At 70.7% G+C, this 15,556-nt stretch carries 14 protein-coding genes; 9 read left to right on the top strand and 5 right to left on the bottom strand.

The features are described from left to right. Positions 1-664 (top strand): tetratricopeptide repeat protein (locus D7Y21_RS34615; protein WP_370039679.1); only part of this gene is annotated, 664 nt, incomplete at its 5' end. A gap of 9 nt (positions 665-673) precedes the next feature. On the opposite strand, the gene D7Y21_RS34610 is transcribed toward D7Y21_RS34615, so the two are convergent. Beyond that, positions 674-1,531, bottom strand: a complete 858-nt coding sequence (locus D7Y21_RS34610; RefSeq protein WP_121717951.1) for a hypothetical protein — start codon at positions 1,529-1,531, stop codon at positions 674-676. A 7-nt stretch (positions 1,532-1,538) separates the two neighbouring features. Then, complete coding sequence (locus D7Y21_RS34605) at positions 1,539-2,834, bottom strand: hypothetical protein (protein WP_121717950.1); 1,296 nt, start codon at positions 2,832-2,834, stop codon at positions 1,539-1,541. A gap of 296 nt (positions 2,835-3,130) precedes the next feature. Here D7Y21_RS34605 and D7Y21_RS34600 point away from each other — a divergent pair, with 296 nt between their 5' ends. From D7Y21_RS34600 to D7Y21_RS34585, 4 genes are all read left to right on the top strand, one after another. Next, complete coding sequence (locus D7Y21_RS34600; protein WP_120566868.1) at positions 3,131-5,443, top strand: glycosyltransferase family 39 protein; 2,313 nt, start codon at positions 3,131-3,133, stop codon at positions 5,441-5,443. Further along, positions 5,440-6,399 (top strand): ABC transporter ATP-binding protein, encoded by a 960-nt coding sequence (locus tag D7Y21_RS34595; RefSeq protein WP_120566819.1) that lies wholly within the window; start codon positions 5,440-5,442, stop codon positions 6,397-6,399. Before D7Y21_RS34600 ends, D7Y21_RS34595 begins: the two co-directional genes overlap by 4 nt. Positions 6,400-6,401: 2 nt before the next feature. After that, a complete protein-coding gene (locus D7Y21_RS34590; protein WP_120566820.1) occupies positions 6,402-7,202 on the top strand; it encodes an ABC transporter permease subunit in 801 nt (266 codons plus the stop codon). A gap of 196 nt (positions 7,203-7,398) precedes the next feature. Next, positions 7,399-8,439 (top strand): SPFH domain-containing protein, encoded by a 1,041-nt coding sequence (locus D7Y21_RS34585; RefSeq protein WP_120566821.1) that lies wholly within the window; start codon positions 7,399-7,401, stop codon positions 8,437-8,439. Between the two features lie 71 nt (positions 8,440-8,510). Here D7Y21_RS34585 and D7Y21_RS34580 read toward each other — a convergent pair whose 3' ends face one another. Together D7Y21_RS34580 and D7Y21_RS34575 are read right to left on the bottom strand one after the other, a co-directional pair. Next, positions 8,511-9,053 (bottom strand): FHA domain-containing protein, encoded by a 543-nt coding sequence (locus D7Y21_RS34580; protein WP_120566822.1) that lies wholly within the window; start codon positions 9,051-9,053, stop codon positions 8,511-8,513. Positions 9,054-9,118: 65 nt separating this feature from the next. Then, the gene (locus tag D7Y21_RS34575; RefSeq protein ID WP_370039676.1) at positions 9,119-10,771 is read right to left on the bottom strand and encodes a chromosome segregation protein SMC; all 1,653 of its coding nucleotides are present in this window, start codon (positions 10,769-10,771) and stop codon (positions 9,119-9,121) included. Between the two features lie 104 nt (positions 10,772-10,875). Here D7Y21_RS34575 and epmA point away from each other — a divergent pair, with 104 nt between their 5' ends. From epmA to D7Y21_RS34560, 3 genes are read left to right on the top strand one after another with little or no spacing between them, the layout of a single operon-like run. Further along, positions 10,876-11,889 (top strand): EF-P lysine aminoacylase EpmA, encoded by a 1,014-nt coding sequence (epmA, locus tag D7Y21_RS34570; RefSeq protein WP_120566824.1) that lies wholly within the window; start codon positions 10,876-10,878, stop codon positions 11,887-11,889. After that, on the top strand, positions 11,889-12,626 hold the full coding sequence (locus D7Y21_RS34565; protein WP_233591911.1) for a 1-acyl-sn-glycerol-3-phosphate acyltransferase: 738 nt from the start codon (positions 11,889-11,891) through the stop codon (positions 12,624-12,626). Before epmA ends, D7Y21_RS34565 begins: the two co-directional genes overlap by 1 nt. Next, positions 12,623-13,348 carry an inorganic pyrophosphatase gene (locus D7Y21_RS34560; RefSeq protein ID WP_120566826.1) on the top strand — a complete coding sequence of 242 codons (726 nt, stop codon included), beginning with the start codon at positions 12,623-12,625 and terminating at the stop codon, positions 13,346-13,348. Before D7Y21_RS34565 ends, D7Y21_RS34560 begins: the two co-directional genes overlap by 4 nt. Before the next feature lie 75 nt (positions 13,349-13,423). Here the strand turns inward: D7Y21_RS34560 and D7Y21_RS34555 are convergent, their stop codons facing one another. Further along, a complete protein-coding gene (locus D7Y21_RS34555) occupies positions 13,424-14,086 on the bottom strand; it encodes an MmcQ/YjbR family DNA-binding protein (protein ID WP_120566827.1) in 663 nt (220 codons plus the stop codon). A 199-nt stretch (positions 14,087-14,285) separates the two neighbouring features. Between D7Y21_RS34555 and D7Y21_RS34550 the strand changes: the two genes are divergently transcribed. Then, on the top strand, positions 14,286-15,556 hold a 1,271-nt coding region (locus D7Y21_RS34550), incomplete at its 3' end, for a nicotinate phosphoribosyltransferase (RefSeq protein ID WP_121717949.1).

Below are 15,556 nucleotides of genomic sequence, written 5' to 3'. Positions count from 1 at the left end.
CTCCCCACGTGGCACGAACCACGCCACCAGGTGCGTCCGCCCCCCCACCCCGTCCAGCTCCGCGCAGCGGATCCGCGCGGAGCTGGACGGGGTGGGGGGGCGGACGCACCTGGTGGCGTGGTTCGTGCCACGTGGGGAGTGGGTGTACCGGCTCGTCTTCACCTGGCCACAGGCCTACCCGGCGTACGCGCGGGTGGTGGAGCGGATGACGGCGGACGTGCGCTTCGAGGAACCCGCGAGCCTGCGGGTCGCCCGGGCCCGGGCGTTGCTGGTGCCGGGCGTGGCGGGGCCGCTGCGGGAGCTGGGGCATGCGCTGCGGCGGTGGGGGCTGCCGGCGGATGCTGTAGAGCCCCTGGCGTCGGCGGTGCGGCTGGCGCCGACGCAGGTGGACACGCGCGTGGAGCTGGCCCGCGCGTACTTTGAATCCGGGCAGGTGGAGGCGGGCTGTCACTCCGCGGCGGAGGCGCGGGTGTATGGGCCTTCCGACACGGGCGCGCTGGAGGCCGGCGTGCGCTGCGCGCTGGCGCAGGGGGATACGGCCGAAGCCCTGCTGCGCCTGGAAGAGGCCCGTCGCGTGGACCCTCGGAATGCGCGCCTGCGCGCGGCCGAGGGCGCCTTGAAGGCGGCGGTCGAGGCGCCGGGGCCGGCTCCCCAGAGGCGGTGACGCGGGAGTTCAGCGCTCGCCGAACGGTCGCACCGCGAGCCCCGCGCCCAGCATCCCCTCGTCGCGCCGGAAGAGGCCCGCGTCGTTCAGCACTCCCGTGGCGGTGAGCCGCGCGAAGACCGGCGCGTCGTTGACCGCGAGGAGCACGTGCTCCAGCGCGACCTCGCCCCTCGCCCGGAAGTGGGCGCCGCCGTCGAAGTCGAAGCTCCAGCCCGCGAGCCCCGTCGCGCGCAGGGCCCACCTGCCATCCCGCGTCTCCCAGCCCGCGTCGAGCAGCAGGGACGTGAAGGGGGACGCCTCGTTCCGGGTGCCTTCCGGTGAGTGTCGCAGGGCATGGCTTGCGGCGGGGCCCACGGCCAGCCAGCCCCACTCCGTGTTCGTGCGGAGCGGATCCAGCAGCAGTCCCACGCGGCCCGTCTCCAGCGTCCAGCCCGGGCCCTCCCAGACGCGCCGCTCCAGGTGCGCCGCGCGCAGGGCGAGGGCGACGTCGAACGGGAAGGGGATGTTCCGGGGCCGGCCGATGGTGACGAGGAGGGAGCCTTCCTCCACGTGCCTGCGCAGCAGTCCGTCGTACGCGGTGAAGGTCAGCCCCTTCTGCTCGCCGCCCCACGCCTCCGTCATGAGCAGCCGGTGAGCGTCGATCCACAGCGAGTCCGCCTTGCTGCCGCTCGAGCGCACCGTGCGGACGAGGAGCCCCGTGCGCACGGCGAGGGCCTCCGCGTCGTCCTGCACACGCAGCGCGGTGCCCAGCACCCAGCCGGTGCCGGGGTCGAAGCAGGTGGGGAACGTCTCCCCGGCCGCTGTCTGGCCCTGACAGGACAGGCCGGGCGTGGTGCCCAGGAGCAATGCCAGCGCGAGCGCCACCATCCCGGACCTAGCCCTTCCCGGGAGAGGACGACGGCGCGGACCTTCTGGCCGGGGCCCACATGGAGAAGCGCAGGCCCGCCTGAGCGGACCACTCCCAGCCGGCGGGCGCGTTCGCCACGTCGTCACGCCACGTCCCGCGTCCGTCCAGCGTCAGGCTCACGGGCTGGTCGTTGATGGCCAGGGCGATGACCTCATAGCTCGCGCGCAGCCGCAGCCGCTCCGGACGCAGGGGGCGGCCCTCCACGGCTTCCGCGAACAGCACCTTCTGGGCCTCCGCGCCGAAGCGCACGTGGTGGAATCCGTCCCGGTCCAGCGTGAGGTCCCCCTCCAGCGCCGCCGCGGGAACGAGCGTGAAGAAGCCGTTCGTCCGGTCGCGCTCCAGGGCGGGACCGGCCCGCAGTCGCACGTAGGATACGAGGTCGCTCGAGTGCCACAGGTCCAGCGTCACGTTTGTCGCGACCACGGAGAGGAAGTCCGCGTGCACGTCCTCGCGGCGCGCCTGTTCGCCGTGGAGCACCTCCATCCAGAAGCCGAGGTTGGCGTAGATGTCGAAGCGCCTAGGGCGGCCGTAGAAGGTCGTCACCCGGAAGAGCGGCGCGTCATTCTGGCTGCGGAAGTCGTAGCGCAGGAGCGTGGCTTCGTAGGAGGGCGCGTCCCCCAGGTACAGCTCCGTGTCCAGCAGCGTCATCCGGTGCAGCCGGTCCGAGTCTCCTGGCCACTCCAGGTCCACGCCGAAGTCCACCCGCACGCGTTCCTCCAGGCGGTCCGTCTCGCGCACCCAGCGCGGCGCCCAGGCCCCGCCCACGTAGACGCGCCGGTGCAGGTCGAAGTTGTACTGGAGCACCCGCCCGCGCTCGTCGCGGTACCAGCCCGGCGGCGCCTCCGCGATGGCGGGCACCATGCGATACTGGCGCGCCGTCTCCGTGGGCATCAGGTTCGGCACGCACCGGTCCACCCGCTGCAGGGGCTGGTCCTTCTCGTGGCCCTCCACGTCCAGCTCATGGGCGGGCGACACCAGGCACTCCCGCTTCACGTCGTCGCAGTGGGCACGCCACGCTCCGGAAGGCACGGCGGGCGTGGGCGGCAGGGCGAGGCACCGCACCTGCCCACCATAGGGCTGCTGGGGAGACGACGCGTTTGGAACGGCCATCTGGAAGTCCCACGGCTCCGGCGCCGCGGGGGGCGTTGCCTCCACCGTCTCTTCGACCGGAGCTTCGACCGGAGCCTGGGGCTCCGTCCCCTCCGGCGCCTCCACCTGCCCCAGCAGGAAGGCACATCCCAGGGTCACCGCTGAAACCAGCATCACTGCTCCTCTTGAGATTGAGCGGCCCTTCGCGTTCCGGCCACGCGGTCAGGCTTGGTGATGGGGGGGCATTACAAGGCCCGTGCCCCTGGCTGGAGGACGGCCTTTCGCGGACTTGCCCGTGCGGCTGTGCAGGCGCCTGCACAGCCCCTGTGCACGCGGCAGCGCGTGCGCTGGCGCGAGAACGACGCACTCCCTTCCAGGTCGGTCGACCGGCGGGGGTGGTGGGGATATAAGCCCCCCGGCCCCATGGGGTGCACGGTGGCCCGTCCCGGACGACGAAGGAGCACGCGCGCGTGGCAAGCGACGGCGAAAAGAACTCGCAGGGGGAATCCACCTTCACCCAGGCCATCCTCGGTGATGACACCCTGACGTCTTCATGGGGGCGGCGGTGGCTGGCCCTGTCCTTCAGCGCGCGCGTGGTCCTGGCGACCGCGGGCTTCGCGGCGCTGCTCTTCGTGCCCTACCTGGGCGCGGTCGGCCTGTGGGACCCCTGGGAGACGCACTACGGCGAGGTGGGCCGGGAGATGATCCAGCGCGGCGACTACGTCTATCCCTTCTGGGAGAACGCGTGGTTCTTCTCCAAGCCGCCGCTCACCATGTGGATGCAGGCGCTGGGGATGAACCTCGTCGGCGCGCTCCGCGGCGACGGCGCCATGGGGCTCTACACGGAGTGGGGCATGCGCATGCCCTTCGCGCTCCTGAGCATCACCGCCGTGGCGCTCCTGTCGCTGGCGGTGGCGCGCGTGGTGAACATGCGCGCGGGCCTTGCCACGGGCTTCGTGCTGGCCACCATGCCGCTGTACTTCCTGCTCACCCGGCAGACCGTCACCGACACGCCCTTCGTCACCACCTTCGTGTGCGCCATGGCGTGCGCGATCATCGGGCAGTTGGATGACACCACGAAGCACCGCGCCGCCTGGTGGTACGCGTTCTACGTCTTCGCGGGCCTGGCCTCGCTGGCCAAGGGCCTGTTGGGCGTGGGCCTGCCCGCGGTCATCCTGGTGCTGTACGCGGTCGCTGGCGTCATCCCGTGGAACCGCGAGAGCCTGGAGGAGCACCTGCGCTGGCTCACCCGCGGCGAGGTCCGCGCCCAGGTGCGCGCGGGCACGCGGACCATGCCCGTGCTGTGGGCGCAGATGTACCGGATGAAGCTGGGCACGGGCATCCTCGTGTTCGCGGCGGTGGCGGTGCCCTGGTACCTGACGCTGGTGCTCTTCAACGGCGTGGACGACGAGGGCAAGCTGTTCTGGTACCGCTTCTTCATCCACGACCACCTGAACCGCCTCACCGCGGGCGTGCACACCACCACGCCGGGCGGGTCGTTCACCTACTTCATCGAACAGGGCGGCTTCGCCATCTTCCCGTGGGTGGCGCTCCTGCCCGGTGCGTTCGCGGTCGTGTCGCGCCTCAAGCTGCGCTCGCGGGACAAGGCGGACCACCTGGCGCTCATCGCCGTGCTGTGGGTGGCGTTCGCGTTCTACCTGCTGGCCTCCAGCGCGACGAAGTTCCACCACTACGTGTTCCCGGTGCTGCCGGGCCTGGCCATCCTCATCGCGCTGTTCGTGGACCGGCTGTGGAGGGACGGCATCTCCGAGCACGCGGTGAGCCTCATCTTCGGCCTGATTCTCTTCATCCTGGTGGGCAAGGACCTGGCGGAGAACCCCAAGGACTTCACCGACCTGTTCGTCTACAACTACGACCGGCCCTATCCGCAGGACCTGGTCACCAAGCCCATCGCGTTCTTCTCCTCGCGCCCGCTGTGGATGGGCGACCTGGTGACGCTGGTGCTGCTGGCCTTCGGCGTGTACCTGGCCTTCGACGCGTTCTCCTCCAAGGCGAAGCTGGAGCGCCCGGCCGCCGGGCGTGCCATCGCGCTGGGCCTGCTGCTCACCGGCGGGGCCACGCTGGCGGCGGTGGCTTCGCAGGGGCAGGTGTCCGCCATGGGGCTGTGGGGCGTGGCGCTGCTGGCCGTCGCGGGCTTCCTCATCTGGCAGGCGTCGCGGCCGGAGGAGGCGCCGGGGCGCACGGTGTTGCAGGCGGTGGGCTTCGGCCTGGCGCTGGTGGGCGTGGCGCTGGCGGTGCGCGGCTTCAAGGGACCGCCCGCGTCGGACGCGCTGTTCAAGGCCCTGTCCGGCACCATCAACGTGAAGGTGGGCATGGGCTTCGCGTTCGGCGTGGCCGGCGTGCTGGCGGCGGTCGCCGCGCTGCAGCGCTCGCGCGTGCTCTTGTTCAGCACCTTCTGGGGCCTGGCCGCGGCGTTCGCGCTCTGGTTCAACTGGGGCCACTGGGTGGACCTGTCCCACCACTGGACGCAGCGCGACCTGTTCTGGCGCTACTACAACCAGCGCAAGGCGGGCGAGCCCATCGCCGCGTACATGATGAACTGGCGCGGTGAGACGTTCTACTCGCGCAACACGGTGGAGCAGTTCCGCGCCAACGACGCCAACACGCGCATGCGCCAGTACGCGGCGCGGCCCGGCCGCGAGTGGGCGCTGGTGGAGCACAACCGCGTGAACCTGCTGCGCAACGCGGTGGGCTCCGACAAGAACGTCACCCTCATCGACCGGGACATCAACAACAAGTTCGTCCTGGTGACCATCGAGTGAGCATCCTCGTCCCGCCCCCGCTCGCGGAGCCCCCCGCGAGGGGAGGCCTGCGCGTCCGCGGACTGGCGAAGCGCTTCGGCGAGCGCACCGCCGTGGAGGACCTCACCTTCGACGTGCGGCCCGGCGAGGTGTTCGGCCTGCTGGGCCCCAACGGCGCGGGCAAGACGACGACGGTGCGCATGCTGACGGGGCTGCTGAGGCCCTCCAGCGGCGACGCGGAGGTGTGGGGCCACTCCGTCACGCACGACGGCGAGTCGCTGCGCAAGGTGGTGGGGCTGCTCACCGAACAGCCCGGGCTCTACGACCGGCTCACCGCGCGGGAGAACCTGCGCTTCTTCATGAAGCTGCATGAGATGGACGAGTCCGTCGCGTGGCCCCGGGCGAAGCACTACCTGGAGCGCTTCGGGCTGGGCGGCCGCGAGGACGACCCGTGCGGCGGCTTCAGCAAGGGCATGCGCCAGAAGCTGGCCATCGTGCGCACGCTGGTGCACGACCCGCGCGTCATCTTCCTGGATGAGCCCACCAGCGGCCTGGACCCGGAGTCCGCGCGCACCGTGCGCGACGCGGTGGCGGAGCTGGCCTCCGAGGGGCGCACCATCGTGCTGTGCTCGCACAACCTGGCGGAGGTGGAGCGGCTGTGCGAGCGCGTGGCCGTGGTGCGCCGCCGCCTGCTGGCGCTGGGCCCGGTGCGCGAATTGCGCCGCGCGGGCCAGTCGCTGGACGTGCGCGTGGAGGGCAATGCGGAGGCCTTCCTTCCCGCGCTGGCGGCGCTGCCCTTCCGGCCCAACGTGCTGGTGGAGGGCGGGCGCCTGCGGGTGATGCTGGCGGATGAGGCGCGGGCGCCGGACGTGGTGGCGCGCCTGGTGGCGGCGGGGGCTCGCGTGCACAGCGTGGTGCCCGCGCAGCGGCCGTTGGAAGAGGTGTACCTGGAGCTGCTGCGGGAAGAGGAGACGTGAGCATGGCCTTCCGGCCGCGACGCGCGTTGGCGGTGTTCTGGAAGGACTCGCTGGACCTGCGCAAGAACGTGGGCCTGCTCGTGTCCATGGCGGTGCTGCCGCTGGTGATGGTGACGGTGCCCATTGGCGTGGTGTGGACGTACGTGCGCCAGCCGGACCACGCGGACCTGCGCACGGTGGCGCTCTTCTACGACCCCACGCTGCCCCTGGGCGCGAGCGCGGCGCGCTTCCTCATCGACAAGTCGCTCACCGACTGGTTCGGCATGTTCCTGGTGATGCCCGTCTTCATCCCCATCCTCATCGCGTCCCAGAGCGTGGCGGGGGAGAAGGAGCGCCGCACGCTGGAGCCGCTGCTCGCGTCGCCCGTGTCCGCGGCGGAGCTGGTGGCGGGCAAGTGCCTGGCCGCGCTGGTTCCCGCGGTGGTGCTGACCTGGGTCGCCTTCGCGCTGTTCTGCGTGGGCGTGGACTGGGTGGCGTGGCCGCTGGTGGGCGCGCCGCTGATGCCCAATGCGCTGTGGGGCTTCGGCGTGTTCGTGCTCGCGCCGCTGTTCGCCTTCTTCGGCAACGGCGTCGCGGTGCTCATCTCCGCCCGGGTGAGCGAGGCGCGCATGGCGCAGCAGCTGTCCGCGCTGGTGGTGCTGCCGCTGGTGGGGCTGGTGGGAGGCCAGGTGGCCGGCGTGCTCAAGGCGGGCGTGGAGTACTACGCCATCCAGGGCGCGGTGGTGCTGGTGCTGGACTTCATCCTGCTGGCGGCCAGCATCCGGTTCCTGGACCGGGAACGTCTGGTCAGCCGCTGGGGTTGAGTCACTGGCGGGTTGGAGAGTGGACTGCCAGGGGGCCGGGCGGACGGGCAGGCGCCCGTGAAGCTGTTATGTTCCGGGCAGGATGCCGGGTGAAGCGCGGTGGCGCTTTCGCGCCGGCGGCCCCGCATTTAGGGGTTGGGGATACGAAGCTTTGAAGACCTGCCGCCCACGCGGCCACGGAGGCGCTGAAACAGACATGGGGATCTTCGACAGCATCAAGGGCGAGGCGCAGCGGAACTTCATCGCCCGCGCGGACAGCGCGAAGGGTGAGATCGTCTACAAGTATCCGGAGAAGAACGTCCGGATGAAGACGCAGCTCACCGTGGACGCGGATGAGGTGGCGCTGTTCGTCAAGGACGGCAAGGTGGAGGGGAAGCTGGGGCCCGGCCGCCACACGCTGGACACCAACAACATCCCGTTCCTGTCGCGCCTGCTGGAGGGCTTCACCGGCGGCAACATGTTCATGGCGGAGATCTTCTTCGTCTCCAACCGTGAGCACACGGGCGTGAAGTTCGGCGGCCCCATTGGCGACGTGCGCGACCCGGAGACGGGCCTGGGCATCGGCACCATGGTGTACGGCGACTTCTCCATCCGCGTGACGGAGCCGGAGAAGCTGGTGGTGGGCCTGGTCGGCATGGGCCGCGCCTCCAACGAGGAGTTCCTGGGCTGGTTCAAGGGCCAGGTGCTCAAGGTGACGCGCGACCGCACCGCCGAGCTGCTGGTGAAGAAGAAGTGGCCGCTGCTGGACGTGACGAGCGGCGCCTACGTGGAGGAGATGGAGCAGGAGATTCTCGCCGGCCTGAAGCCGCACGTGGACTCCTACGGCCTCACCATCGTCCGCATGGGCAACTTCGTCGTCAGCATCAAGCCCGAGGACGAAGTCACCCTGAAGAAGCTGTCCAAGGACGTCGCGTACTCGCGGCTGGCGGGCGGCTTCCAGCAGTACGCGCAAGGGCAGGCGATGCTCGGCGCGTCCGAGGGCATGGCCAAGGGTGGTGGCGGCTCCGACGGCGCCATGCAGGGCATGGGCATGGGCATGGGGTTCGGCATGGCGCAGATGTTCGCCAACCAGCAGCAGCAGCAGCAGCGCCCCGCGGAGCCCGCGCAGGCGGCTCCTCCCGCGGACACGCGCAGCCCGGCGCAGCGGCTCAAGGAGATCAAGGAGCTGAAGGACGCGGGCGTGCTCTCCGACGAGGAGTACGCCGCCAAGCGCGCGGAGCTGATGAAGCTGCTGTAGTCCCGCGGCTGTCCGCGCTGACTTGAACGAGGGCCCTGTCTCCCTGTGTGGAGGCGGGGCCTTCGCGCGTTTCAGGGGGCGGGCGTGCCGGGCACGGCGAGGCGCAGCTGTTCGTGCAGCGTCTCCGCGCGCAGGTAGAGGAACTGCACGTCGCCGAAGGCCAGCGTGGCGCCGTCGTGGAGCATCACCTGGGCCTTGAAGCCCAGGGGCGCGCCGTTGATGAAGGTGCCGTTCATGGACTGGGCGTCGCGCACGGAGAAGTCCCCGGTGCCCGCGTTCCAGCGCAGGGTGGCGTGGTGCTGGGAGACGGAGGGGTCCGGCACCACGAGGTCGCACGCGTCGGTGCGGCCCACGGTGAACTCCTCGCCGTCCTGGTTGGGCTGGAGGAAGTGCACCTCCAGGTTGTCGAAGTCGCGCAGCATCGCGAGCAGCCGCTCCTCCATGCGCGAGCGGTGCGCCATCCCCACCGTGCGCATGCCCACCATGCCCGGGGCCACCACGGCCTTGAAGGCGGCGTCCACGGGCTGCTGGATGAGGGCGATAGCGCCGGACGCGGACCGGAAGGACTCCAGCGAGGCTCCCGCGAAGGGACGGAGCTGTTTCACGGACACCATGGCCCTGGACCCTACGTGCAACCGGCGGGGACGGGAAGGGCCCGGTGGGGCGTGGAGGCGTGTGCCTACGAGGCCAGCGACGTGGCCTGGGCCCGGGGCATCTGGGGCACCGGAGGCGGCGCCGGCGGTGGGGACGGCTGCGCGGGCGTGTCGTCCAACCGGCGCAGGTCCAGCTTCATGGGCACCTGGAGCGTGGTGCTCAGCCGCAAGAGCAGCACGTCCGGCGCGAGCCCGTTCTCACCAATCGCCTGCGTCACTTCGCGCGCGGAGGGCGCGGTGCCCCGGGCCCAGAGCTCCTTGAGGAACGCGCCCGCCTCCGGCGCGTGCCACCACGCCGGGCCAAAGCGCGCCTTCAGCTGACCCTGGAGCTGCCCCGCCAGGAACCACGCCCGGAAGCTGTCGGCGGACTGGTAGAAGTCCTCCTGGTCCACGAGGTATCGCTCCACGTCGTCCGCCGTCATCGGCATGGCGCCCGTGCGCGCCATCAGCGCGCGGTACAGCTCGCGCGGATCCACGTCCGTGCGGCGGTGCAGCTCCAGCTGGTAGAGCAGCCGGCCCGCAGCGTGGCGGATGAGGTACAGCTTGTGCGCGCTGGAGGCCGCCAGGTACTGGGCGCGCTTGTCCGCATCTCCCAGCACGCCCGCGTTCTCCTCCAGCCACACCGGGTCCTCCAGCAGGTCCTCGAAGAGCGCGGAGTACGCCTCGCCCACGGTGGGGTTGCCCAGCCGCGCCAGCTCGAAGCGGGCCTCCTGGGTGAAGGCCGTGTGCAGGAGGTGCCCCACTTCATGCAGCACGCGGCCCTGGTGCAGCACGCCCGTGCCCGGCTTGAAGGACAGCCTCACGTCGGACGGCACCTTCACCGCCAGGGCCAGCGGACGCGGGTTCTTCCGCGGCAGGTCGCGCGCGTCCACCTTCACGTTGGGCAGCGCGTTCAGGTCGATGCCCAGCCCCGCCACCGTGGCCTGGGCCTTCGCCAGCGACTCGCCCTTGGGGAACGCGTCCTCCACCTCGCGCGAGCGGAACAGGCGCGGGATGTCCGCGCGCGTGATTTGCGCGAAGGGCAGCCCCAGCTCGCGCTGGGAGAGCCGCTCCATCACCAGCCGGTACGGTTCCTGGGTGGCCTGGAGCACTTCCTCCGCCAGCTGCGCCAGCCGCTCCAGGTCCGCCTGCCGCAGCTCGCTGCCGAAGGCCTCGTAGGACTCGAAGCCCATCTGCTGCACCAGCTCGCGGGTGCGTGACTCGCGGCGCAGGAGCGTCTGGTTGAGGCGCGTGAGCGCGGGCGTGGCCGCCGCGTAGAGCGCCTTGCGCCGGAGGGCGCTCTTCTCGTTGGCGAGCAGCCGCTCCAGGTCGTGGTAGCTCACCTCGCGCCCGTCCACGTTCAGCTTGAGGGACGCCTCCAGGTTGGCGGAGGCGTCGTTGTGCTCGGCCAGCTCGTGCGACAGGAACTCACCGGCGAAGTGACCGTGGAGCGCGGTGAGGGCGCGCAGCTCGCGCGGGTCCTTGGTCAGGTGTCGCAGCCGGTCGATGCGCCGCAGGTTCTCCAGGCTGAAGAGCGCCTGCTTGCCGCTGTAGGTGGCGGCGATGTCCACCGCCTTGCCCTCCGTCCAGAAGTCCCAGACGAGCCGGTGCTGCTCCTCCAGGAGGAGCGCGGCCTCCGTGGACAGGGCGTTCACCTCTCCGGTCAGCAGTTCTTCCTCGCTGGGAGGGGGGACCACCACCGGGGGTGGCGCCTTGTGACAGGCGCTCAGCAAACACATGGCGGCGGCGAGGAGGGACGGAATCCTTGGGGACATGGGCCGCCCATGTTACTTCCGACCCGCCGATGCCCAACGTAAACCCATGGCGAGCGGCCCGGGGACGCCAGGGCCTCTACTCCGCCCTGCGACAGTTCTTCGCTGGCCAGGGTTACCTGGAAGTGGAGACGCCGCTGCTCGTGCCCACGCCCGGCATGGAGCCGTACATCTCCGCCTTCGAGACGCCCTTCGTCCCGGAGACGGACCTGGGCAAGGCGCGCACGCTCTACCTGCACACCAGCCCCGAGTACGCGATGAAGCGCCTGCTCGCGCAGGGCGCGGGGCCGCTGTTCCAGATATGCAAGGTGTTCCGGAACGGCGAGGTATCCCAGACGCACAACCCGGAGTTCACGCTGCTGGAGTTCTACCGGCCGCACGCGGACTACCACGCCATCATGGACGACCTGGAGGGCGCGCTGGCGGCGGCGGGCCGGGTGGCGGCGGACGCGAAGGAGGGTGACCCTGTCGCGGACCCCGCCTTCTTCACGCGCACGCCATACGAGCGCGTGACGGTGCGGGACGCGGTGCTGCGCGCCACGGGCGTGGACATCCACGTGCACCCGGACGGCGCGTCGCTCAAGCGGGCCGCGGACGCCGTGGGCGTGCACACCGGGAACTCCACGTCCTTCGACGACGTCTTCTTCCACCTCTTCCTGGAGCGGGTGGAGCGGGGGCTCGGCCACGAGCGGCCCACCTTCCTCATCGAGTACCCCGCGTCCATGGCGGCGCTGTCCCGGCTGAAGCCCGGCGACGGCCGCGTGGCGGAGCGGGTGGAGCTGTACGCGAAGGGGCTGGAGCTGGCGAACGGCTTCTCTGAATTGACGGACGCGGTGGAGCAGCGCGCGCGGCTGGTGGAGGAGCAGGAGCTGCGCCGCAAGCTGGGCCGCGCCGTGTATCCCCTGGACGAGCGCTTCCTGGAGGCGGTGGGCCGCATGCCGCCGTCCGCGGGCATCGCCGTGGGGCTCGACCGAATCCTGATGCTGCTGCTCGGGGTCCAGCGCATCGAGGACGTCCTCCTGTTCCCCGCCCACGGGTTCGTCTGATGCTCAAGGTGCTCCAGACGCTGTTCGCTGGCACGGCCACGGTGGGCCTCACGGGCGTGACGTCCGCGACGGTGACGCTGCTGTCCGGGTTGGAGCAGCACCCGGCGGCGGACAAGGTGCTGGGGGCCTGGGGGCGCTCGGCGCTGGCGGCCGCGGGCGTGCGGCACGAAGCCTTCGGCCTGGAGAACATCCCGAAGGACGGCAACGTCGTCTTCGTGAGCAACCACCAGTCGCACTTCGACGCGATGGTGAACTTCGCGCACATCGACAAGCACACGCGCTACGTCGCCAAGGCGGAGCTCTTCAAGGTGCCCGTGTTCGGCCGGGCCATGCGCGTCGCGGGCAACATCCCCGTGCAGCGCACCGGCGGCGCGGATGACCGGGCCCGGCTCCAGGAGGCCGTGACGGCGCTGCGCGAGCGGGTCAGCGTGCTCTTCTACGCGGAAGGCACGCGCAGCCCGGATGGCGAGCTGAGGCCCTTCAAGAAGGGCGCCGCCACGCTGGCCATCCAGGCGCAGGTCCCCGTCGTCCCCATGGCCGTCTCCGGCACGCGGCTCATCCTCCCCAAGGGCGGGCGGGCCATCCAGTGGGGCCAGCGGGTCGCGTTGGTGGTGGGCAAGCCCGTGCCCACCGAAGGGCTGACGTTGGCTGACCGGGATACCCTTACCCGCCGCCTGGAAGAAGCGGTGGCGGGGCTGTACGCCGAGGCGCGCCAGCGCTCGGGAGACATTTCATGAAGAAGAGCACCCAGGCCCAGTCGCAGGCCCACCCCTGGCACGGCATCGCGCCCGGGCCGGAGGCCCCTGAAGTCGTCACCGCGTACATCGAGATCGTCCCCACGGACGCCGTGAAGTACGAGATGGACAAGGAGTCCGGCATCCTGATGCTGGACCGGCCGCAGCGCTTCAGCAGCCAGTGCCCCACGCTCTACGGCTTCATCCCGCGCACGTACTGCGGCGAGCAGGTGGCGAAGCGCTGCGCGGAGCGCACCGGCCACAAGGACATCCTCGGCGACGGGGACCCCATCGACATCTGCGTGCTGACGGAGAAGGTCGTCTCCAACGGCAACCTGCTGGTGCACGCGGTGCCCGTGGGCGGCTTCCGCATGGTCGACGGCAATGAGGCCGACGACAAGATCATCGCGGTGCTGGAGTCGGACCTCGTGTACGGCGAGCTCCAGTACATCGCGCAGCTGCCGCGCCCGCTGCTGGACCGCCTGAAGCACTACTTCCTCACCTACAAGCAGATCCCGGGCGAGGGAAAGCGCAGCGTGGAGATCGCGGAGGTCTACGACCGGCAGGAGGCGCTGGAGGTCATCCGCCGCAGCATGCGCGACTACGACAAGCTCTTCGTGGAGCCGGAGGCGAAGCCCGCGAAGAAGTCCGCGCCGGCCGCTCGCCGCAAGACGGCCGTGGCGAAGGCGGCGGCCAAGGGCCCCATGGGCCGGAGCAAGAAGTAGCCGCTTCCTGAAGTCCCACCGCGCGGGAAGGGCAGGGCCCCGAAGGGCCCCCTTCTCGTCGCGTGTGGGGCCTGCCTACGAGCGGCGGGCGCGCTTGGGCGCGGAGGTGGCGGCGCGCTTGCCCCGGGCCGGAGCGGCGGCCTTGCGCGCCGTCTTGGCCTTGGCGGCGGAGGCCGTCTTCGCCACCTTCTTGGTGGCCTTCTTCGCCGCGGTCTTCACGCGGGCGGCGGCCTTCTTGGCCACGGCCTTCACCTTGCCCACGACCTTCTTCGCGGCCTTCTTCGCCGGGGCCACGGCCCGGCGCACGGAGGGCTTCTTGCCCGCGGCGGCCTTCTTGGCCGGCTTCGCGGCGGGGCCGGGGACGGCGGTACCCCGGGCGGGCAACTGGTCCACGAGCTTCTTCGGCGCGATGGCGCGGTAGCTCTCGTCGATCCACGCCTTGATGACGGGCACCGGCACCTGCGAGGCCTCGTCGAAGTGGGCGGTCACCCAGCCGCTCTTTCCCAGGCCGTACTCGGTGGGCTCGGTGAAGGGCAGCGTGAGGGCGGCGTCCTTCGAGTCGGGCAGCTTGGCGGAGAGGTTCAGCTTCTCGCCGTCGACGGTCATGAAGAGGAAGGTCTTGTCATTGACCTTCATCGCGCGGTGGCCCCAGGGGAAGTCCTCGTGGGCGCCGGGGTAGCTCATCGCATGTTCGCGCAGTACCGCTTCGACCTTCTGCGTCTCGTTCTCTGCGGGCATGGGCACCTGGCTTCGTTGTGGGTCGTGACAGCTTAACCGCACCTGTCTCATCCAGCGTATTCCCCAATGTGTCGGTTGCAGGAGGAAAGACAGGTGACGGGTCACCCGTGGTTTCCCGCATCCGTCGGAGCCCTTGGTCCTAGGTACGGGGTGGGGGGCACGCATAGTCTCGGGGTCAACGATAAGGAGTCGTTTCCCGATGCCCCAGTCACTGCTCGCCACGGATGGCTACAAGTTCAGCATGGCGGAGGCCGGCTGGCCCCTGCGGAAGGAAACGTTCTACTACTCGCACCGCAAGGGCGGGCCCCAGGTGATGCCGCTGGACCTGGCGGCCTGGGTGAAGAACCTGCTGCCGGAGCCGCAGCCGGACGACTACGCGTTCCTCGCCCGCCACGACTACGAGATGGGCGTGGGCTTCAAGGCGGCCATCCTGCGCAAGGCGCAGCTGTCCGTGCGAGCCATTCCGCGGGGCGCGCTGTTCCTGCCGCGCGAGCCCATCCTCACCATCACGGGCCCCTCCGCGCTGGTGTCCTGGCTGGAGCCGATGCTGTTGCAGCTCAACTACCGCGTCCAGGTGGCCACTCAGGCGCTGCAGGACCGCGAGGCCCTGGCCCGGACGCTGGCCACGGTGACGTGCGAGGAGGAGAAGCGCATCGCCCTGGAGACGCTGGACCAGGTGGGCGTGCGGGCCATGTCCATCCAGGTGGACCCGGAAGGCTACGTGCGGCGGGTGCGGGCGCAGGTGCAGGAGCTGGTGGACGTCGTCGAGGACCCCTCGCGCATCTTCGAGGTGGGCCTGCGCGCGGCGACCTGTCTGGAGCAGCACGAGCTGGCCCTGCGCGCGTGCCAGGACGCGGGCGTGCAGCGCACGAGCAACGTGGAGGGCGCGCGGGTGCTGGGCATGATTCCCGTGGGCACCATGGGCCACGAGCACGTGCAGCGCTACGGCTCCGACGACGCGGCCTACCGCGCGATGCACGAGCGCCGGCCGCAGCGCTCCAGCTACCTCTTGGACACCTTCGACACGCTGACGTCGGGCATCCCCGCGGCGTTCAAGCTCATCTCGGAGGAGCCGCAGGGCGGGGACTCCATCCGGTTCGACTCCGGGAACAAGAAGCTCCAGTACCTGTACGCGGTGACACGCGCGCGCGACCTGGGCATCAAGCCGGTCATCATCCTGGAGGACGGCCTGGACGCGCAGATGACGCGCGAGTTCGAGGAGCTGCGCAAGCAGGTGGGCTGGGAGCCGACGACGCAGTTCTACGGCTACGGCGGCCACATCGTGGCGCGCACCATGTCCCATGCGCTGACGCGCGACCGGGTGGCGGCCATCTACAAGCTGTCGTGCTCGGGCGCGACGCCGGTGATGAAGTTCGGCAACGAGCTGGCGGAGGGCAAGCAGAGCGTGCCCGGGACGCCCATCGTCTTCCGCCGCCGCACGGGCACGGGGCCGCTGGGGCTGGTGGGGCA

The organism is Corallococcus sp. AB045 (assembly GCF_003668895.1).
Taxonomy (GTDB): domain Bacteria; phylum Myxococcota; class Myxococcia; order Myxococcales; family Myxococcaceae; genus Corallococcus; species Corallococcus coralloides.
This window is presented reverse-complemented; position numbering and strand designations above follow the sequence as displayed.

Coding starts and splice junctions, on each gene's coding strand:
- D7Y21_RS34610 (WP_121717951.1), bottom strand. CDS start 1,531: ATGGTGGCGCTCGCGCTGGCATTGCTCCTGGGCACCACGCCCGGCCTG.
- D7Y21_RS34605 (WP_121717950.1), bottom strand. CDS start 2,834: ATGCTGGTTTCAGCGGTGACCCTGGGATGTGCCTTCCTGCTGGGGCAG.
- D7Y21_RS34590 (WP_120566820.1), top strand. CDS start 6,402: ATGGCCTTCCGGCCGCGACGCGCGTTGGCGGTGTTCTGGAAGGACTCG.
- D7Y21_RS34585 (WP_120566821.1), top strand. CDS start 7,399: ATGGGGATCTTCGACAGCATCAAGGGCGAGGCGCAGCGGAACTTCATC.
- D7Y21_RS34580 (WP_120566822.1), bottom strand. CDS start 9,053: ATGGTGTCCGTGAAACAGCTCCGTCCCTTCGCGGGAGCCTCGCTGGAG.
- epmA (WP_120566824.1), top strand. CDS start 10,876: ATGCCCAACGTAAACCCATGGCGAGCGGCCCGGGGACGCCAGGGCCTC.
- D7Y21_RS34565 (WP_233591911.1), top strand. CDS start 11,889: ATGCTCAAGGTGCTCCAGACGCTGTTCGCTGGCACGGCCACGGTGGGC.
- D7Y21_RS34560 (WP_120566826.1), top strand. CDS start 12,623: ATGAAGAAGAGCACCCAGGCCCAGTCGCAGGCCCACCCCTGGCACGGC.
- D7Y21_RS34555 (WP_120566827.1), bottom strand. CDS start 14,086: ATGCCCGCAGAGAACGAGACGCAGAAGGTCGAAGCGGTACTGCGCGAA.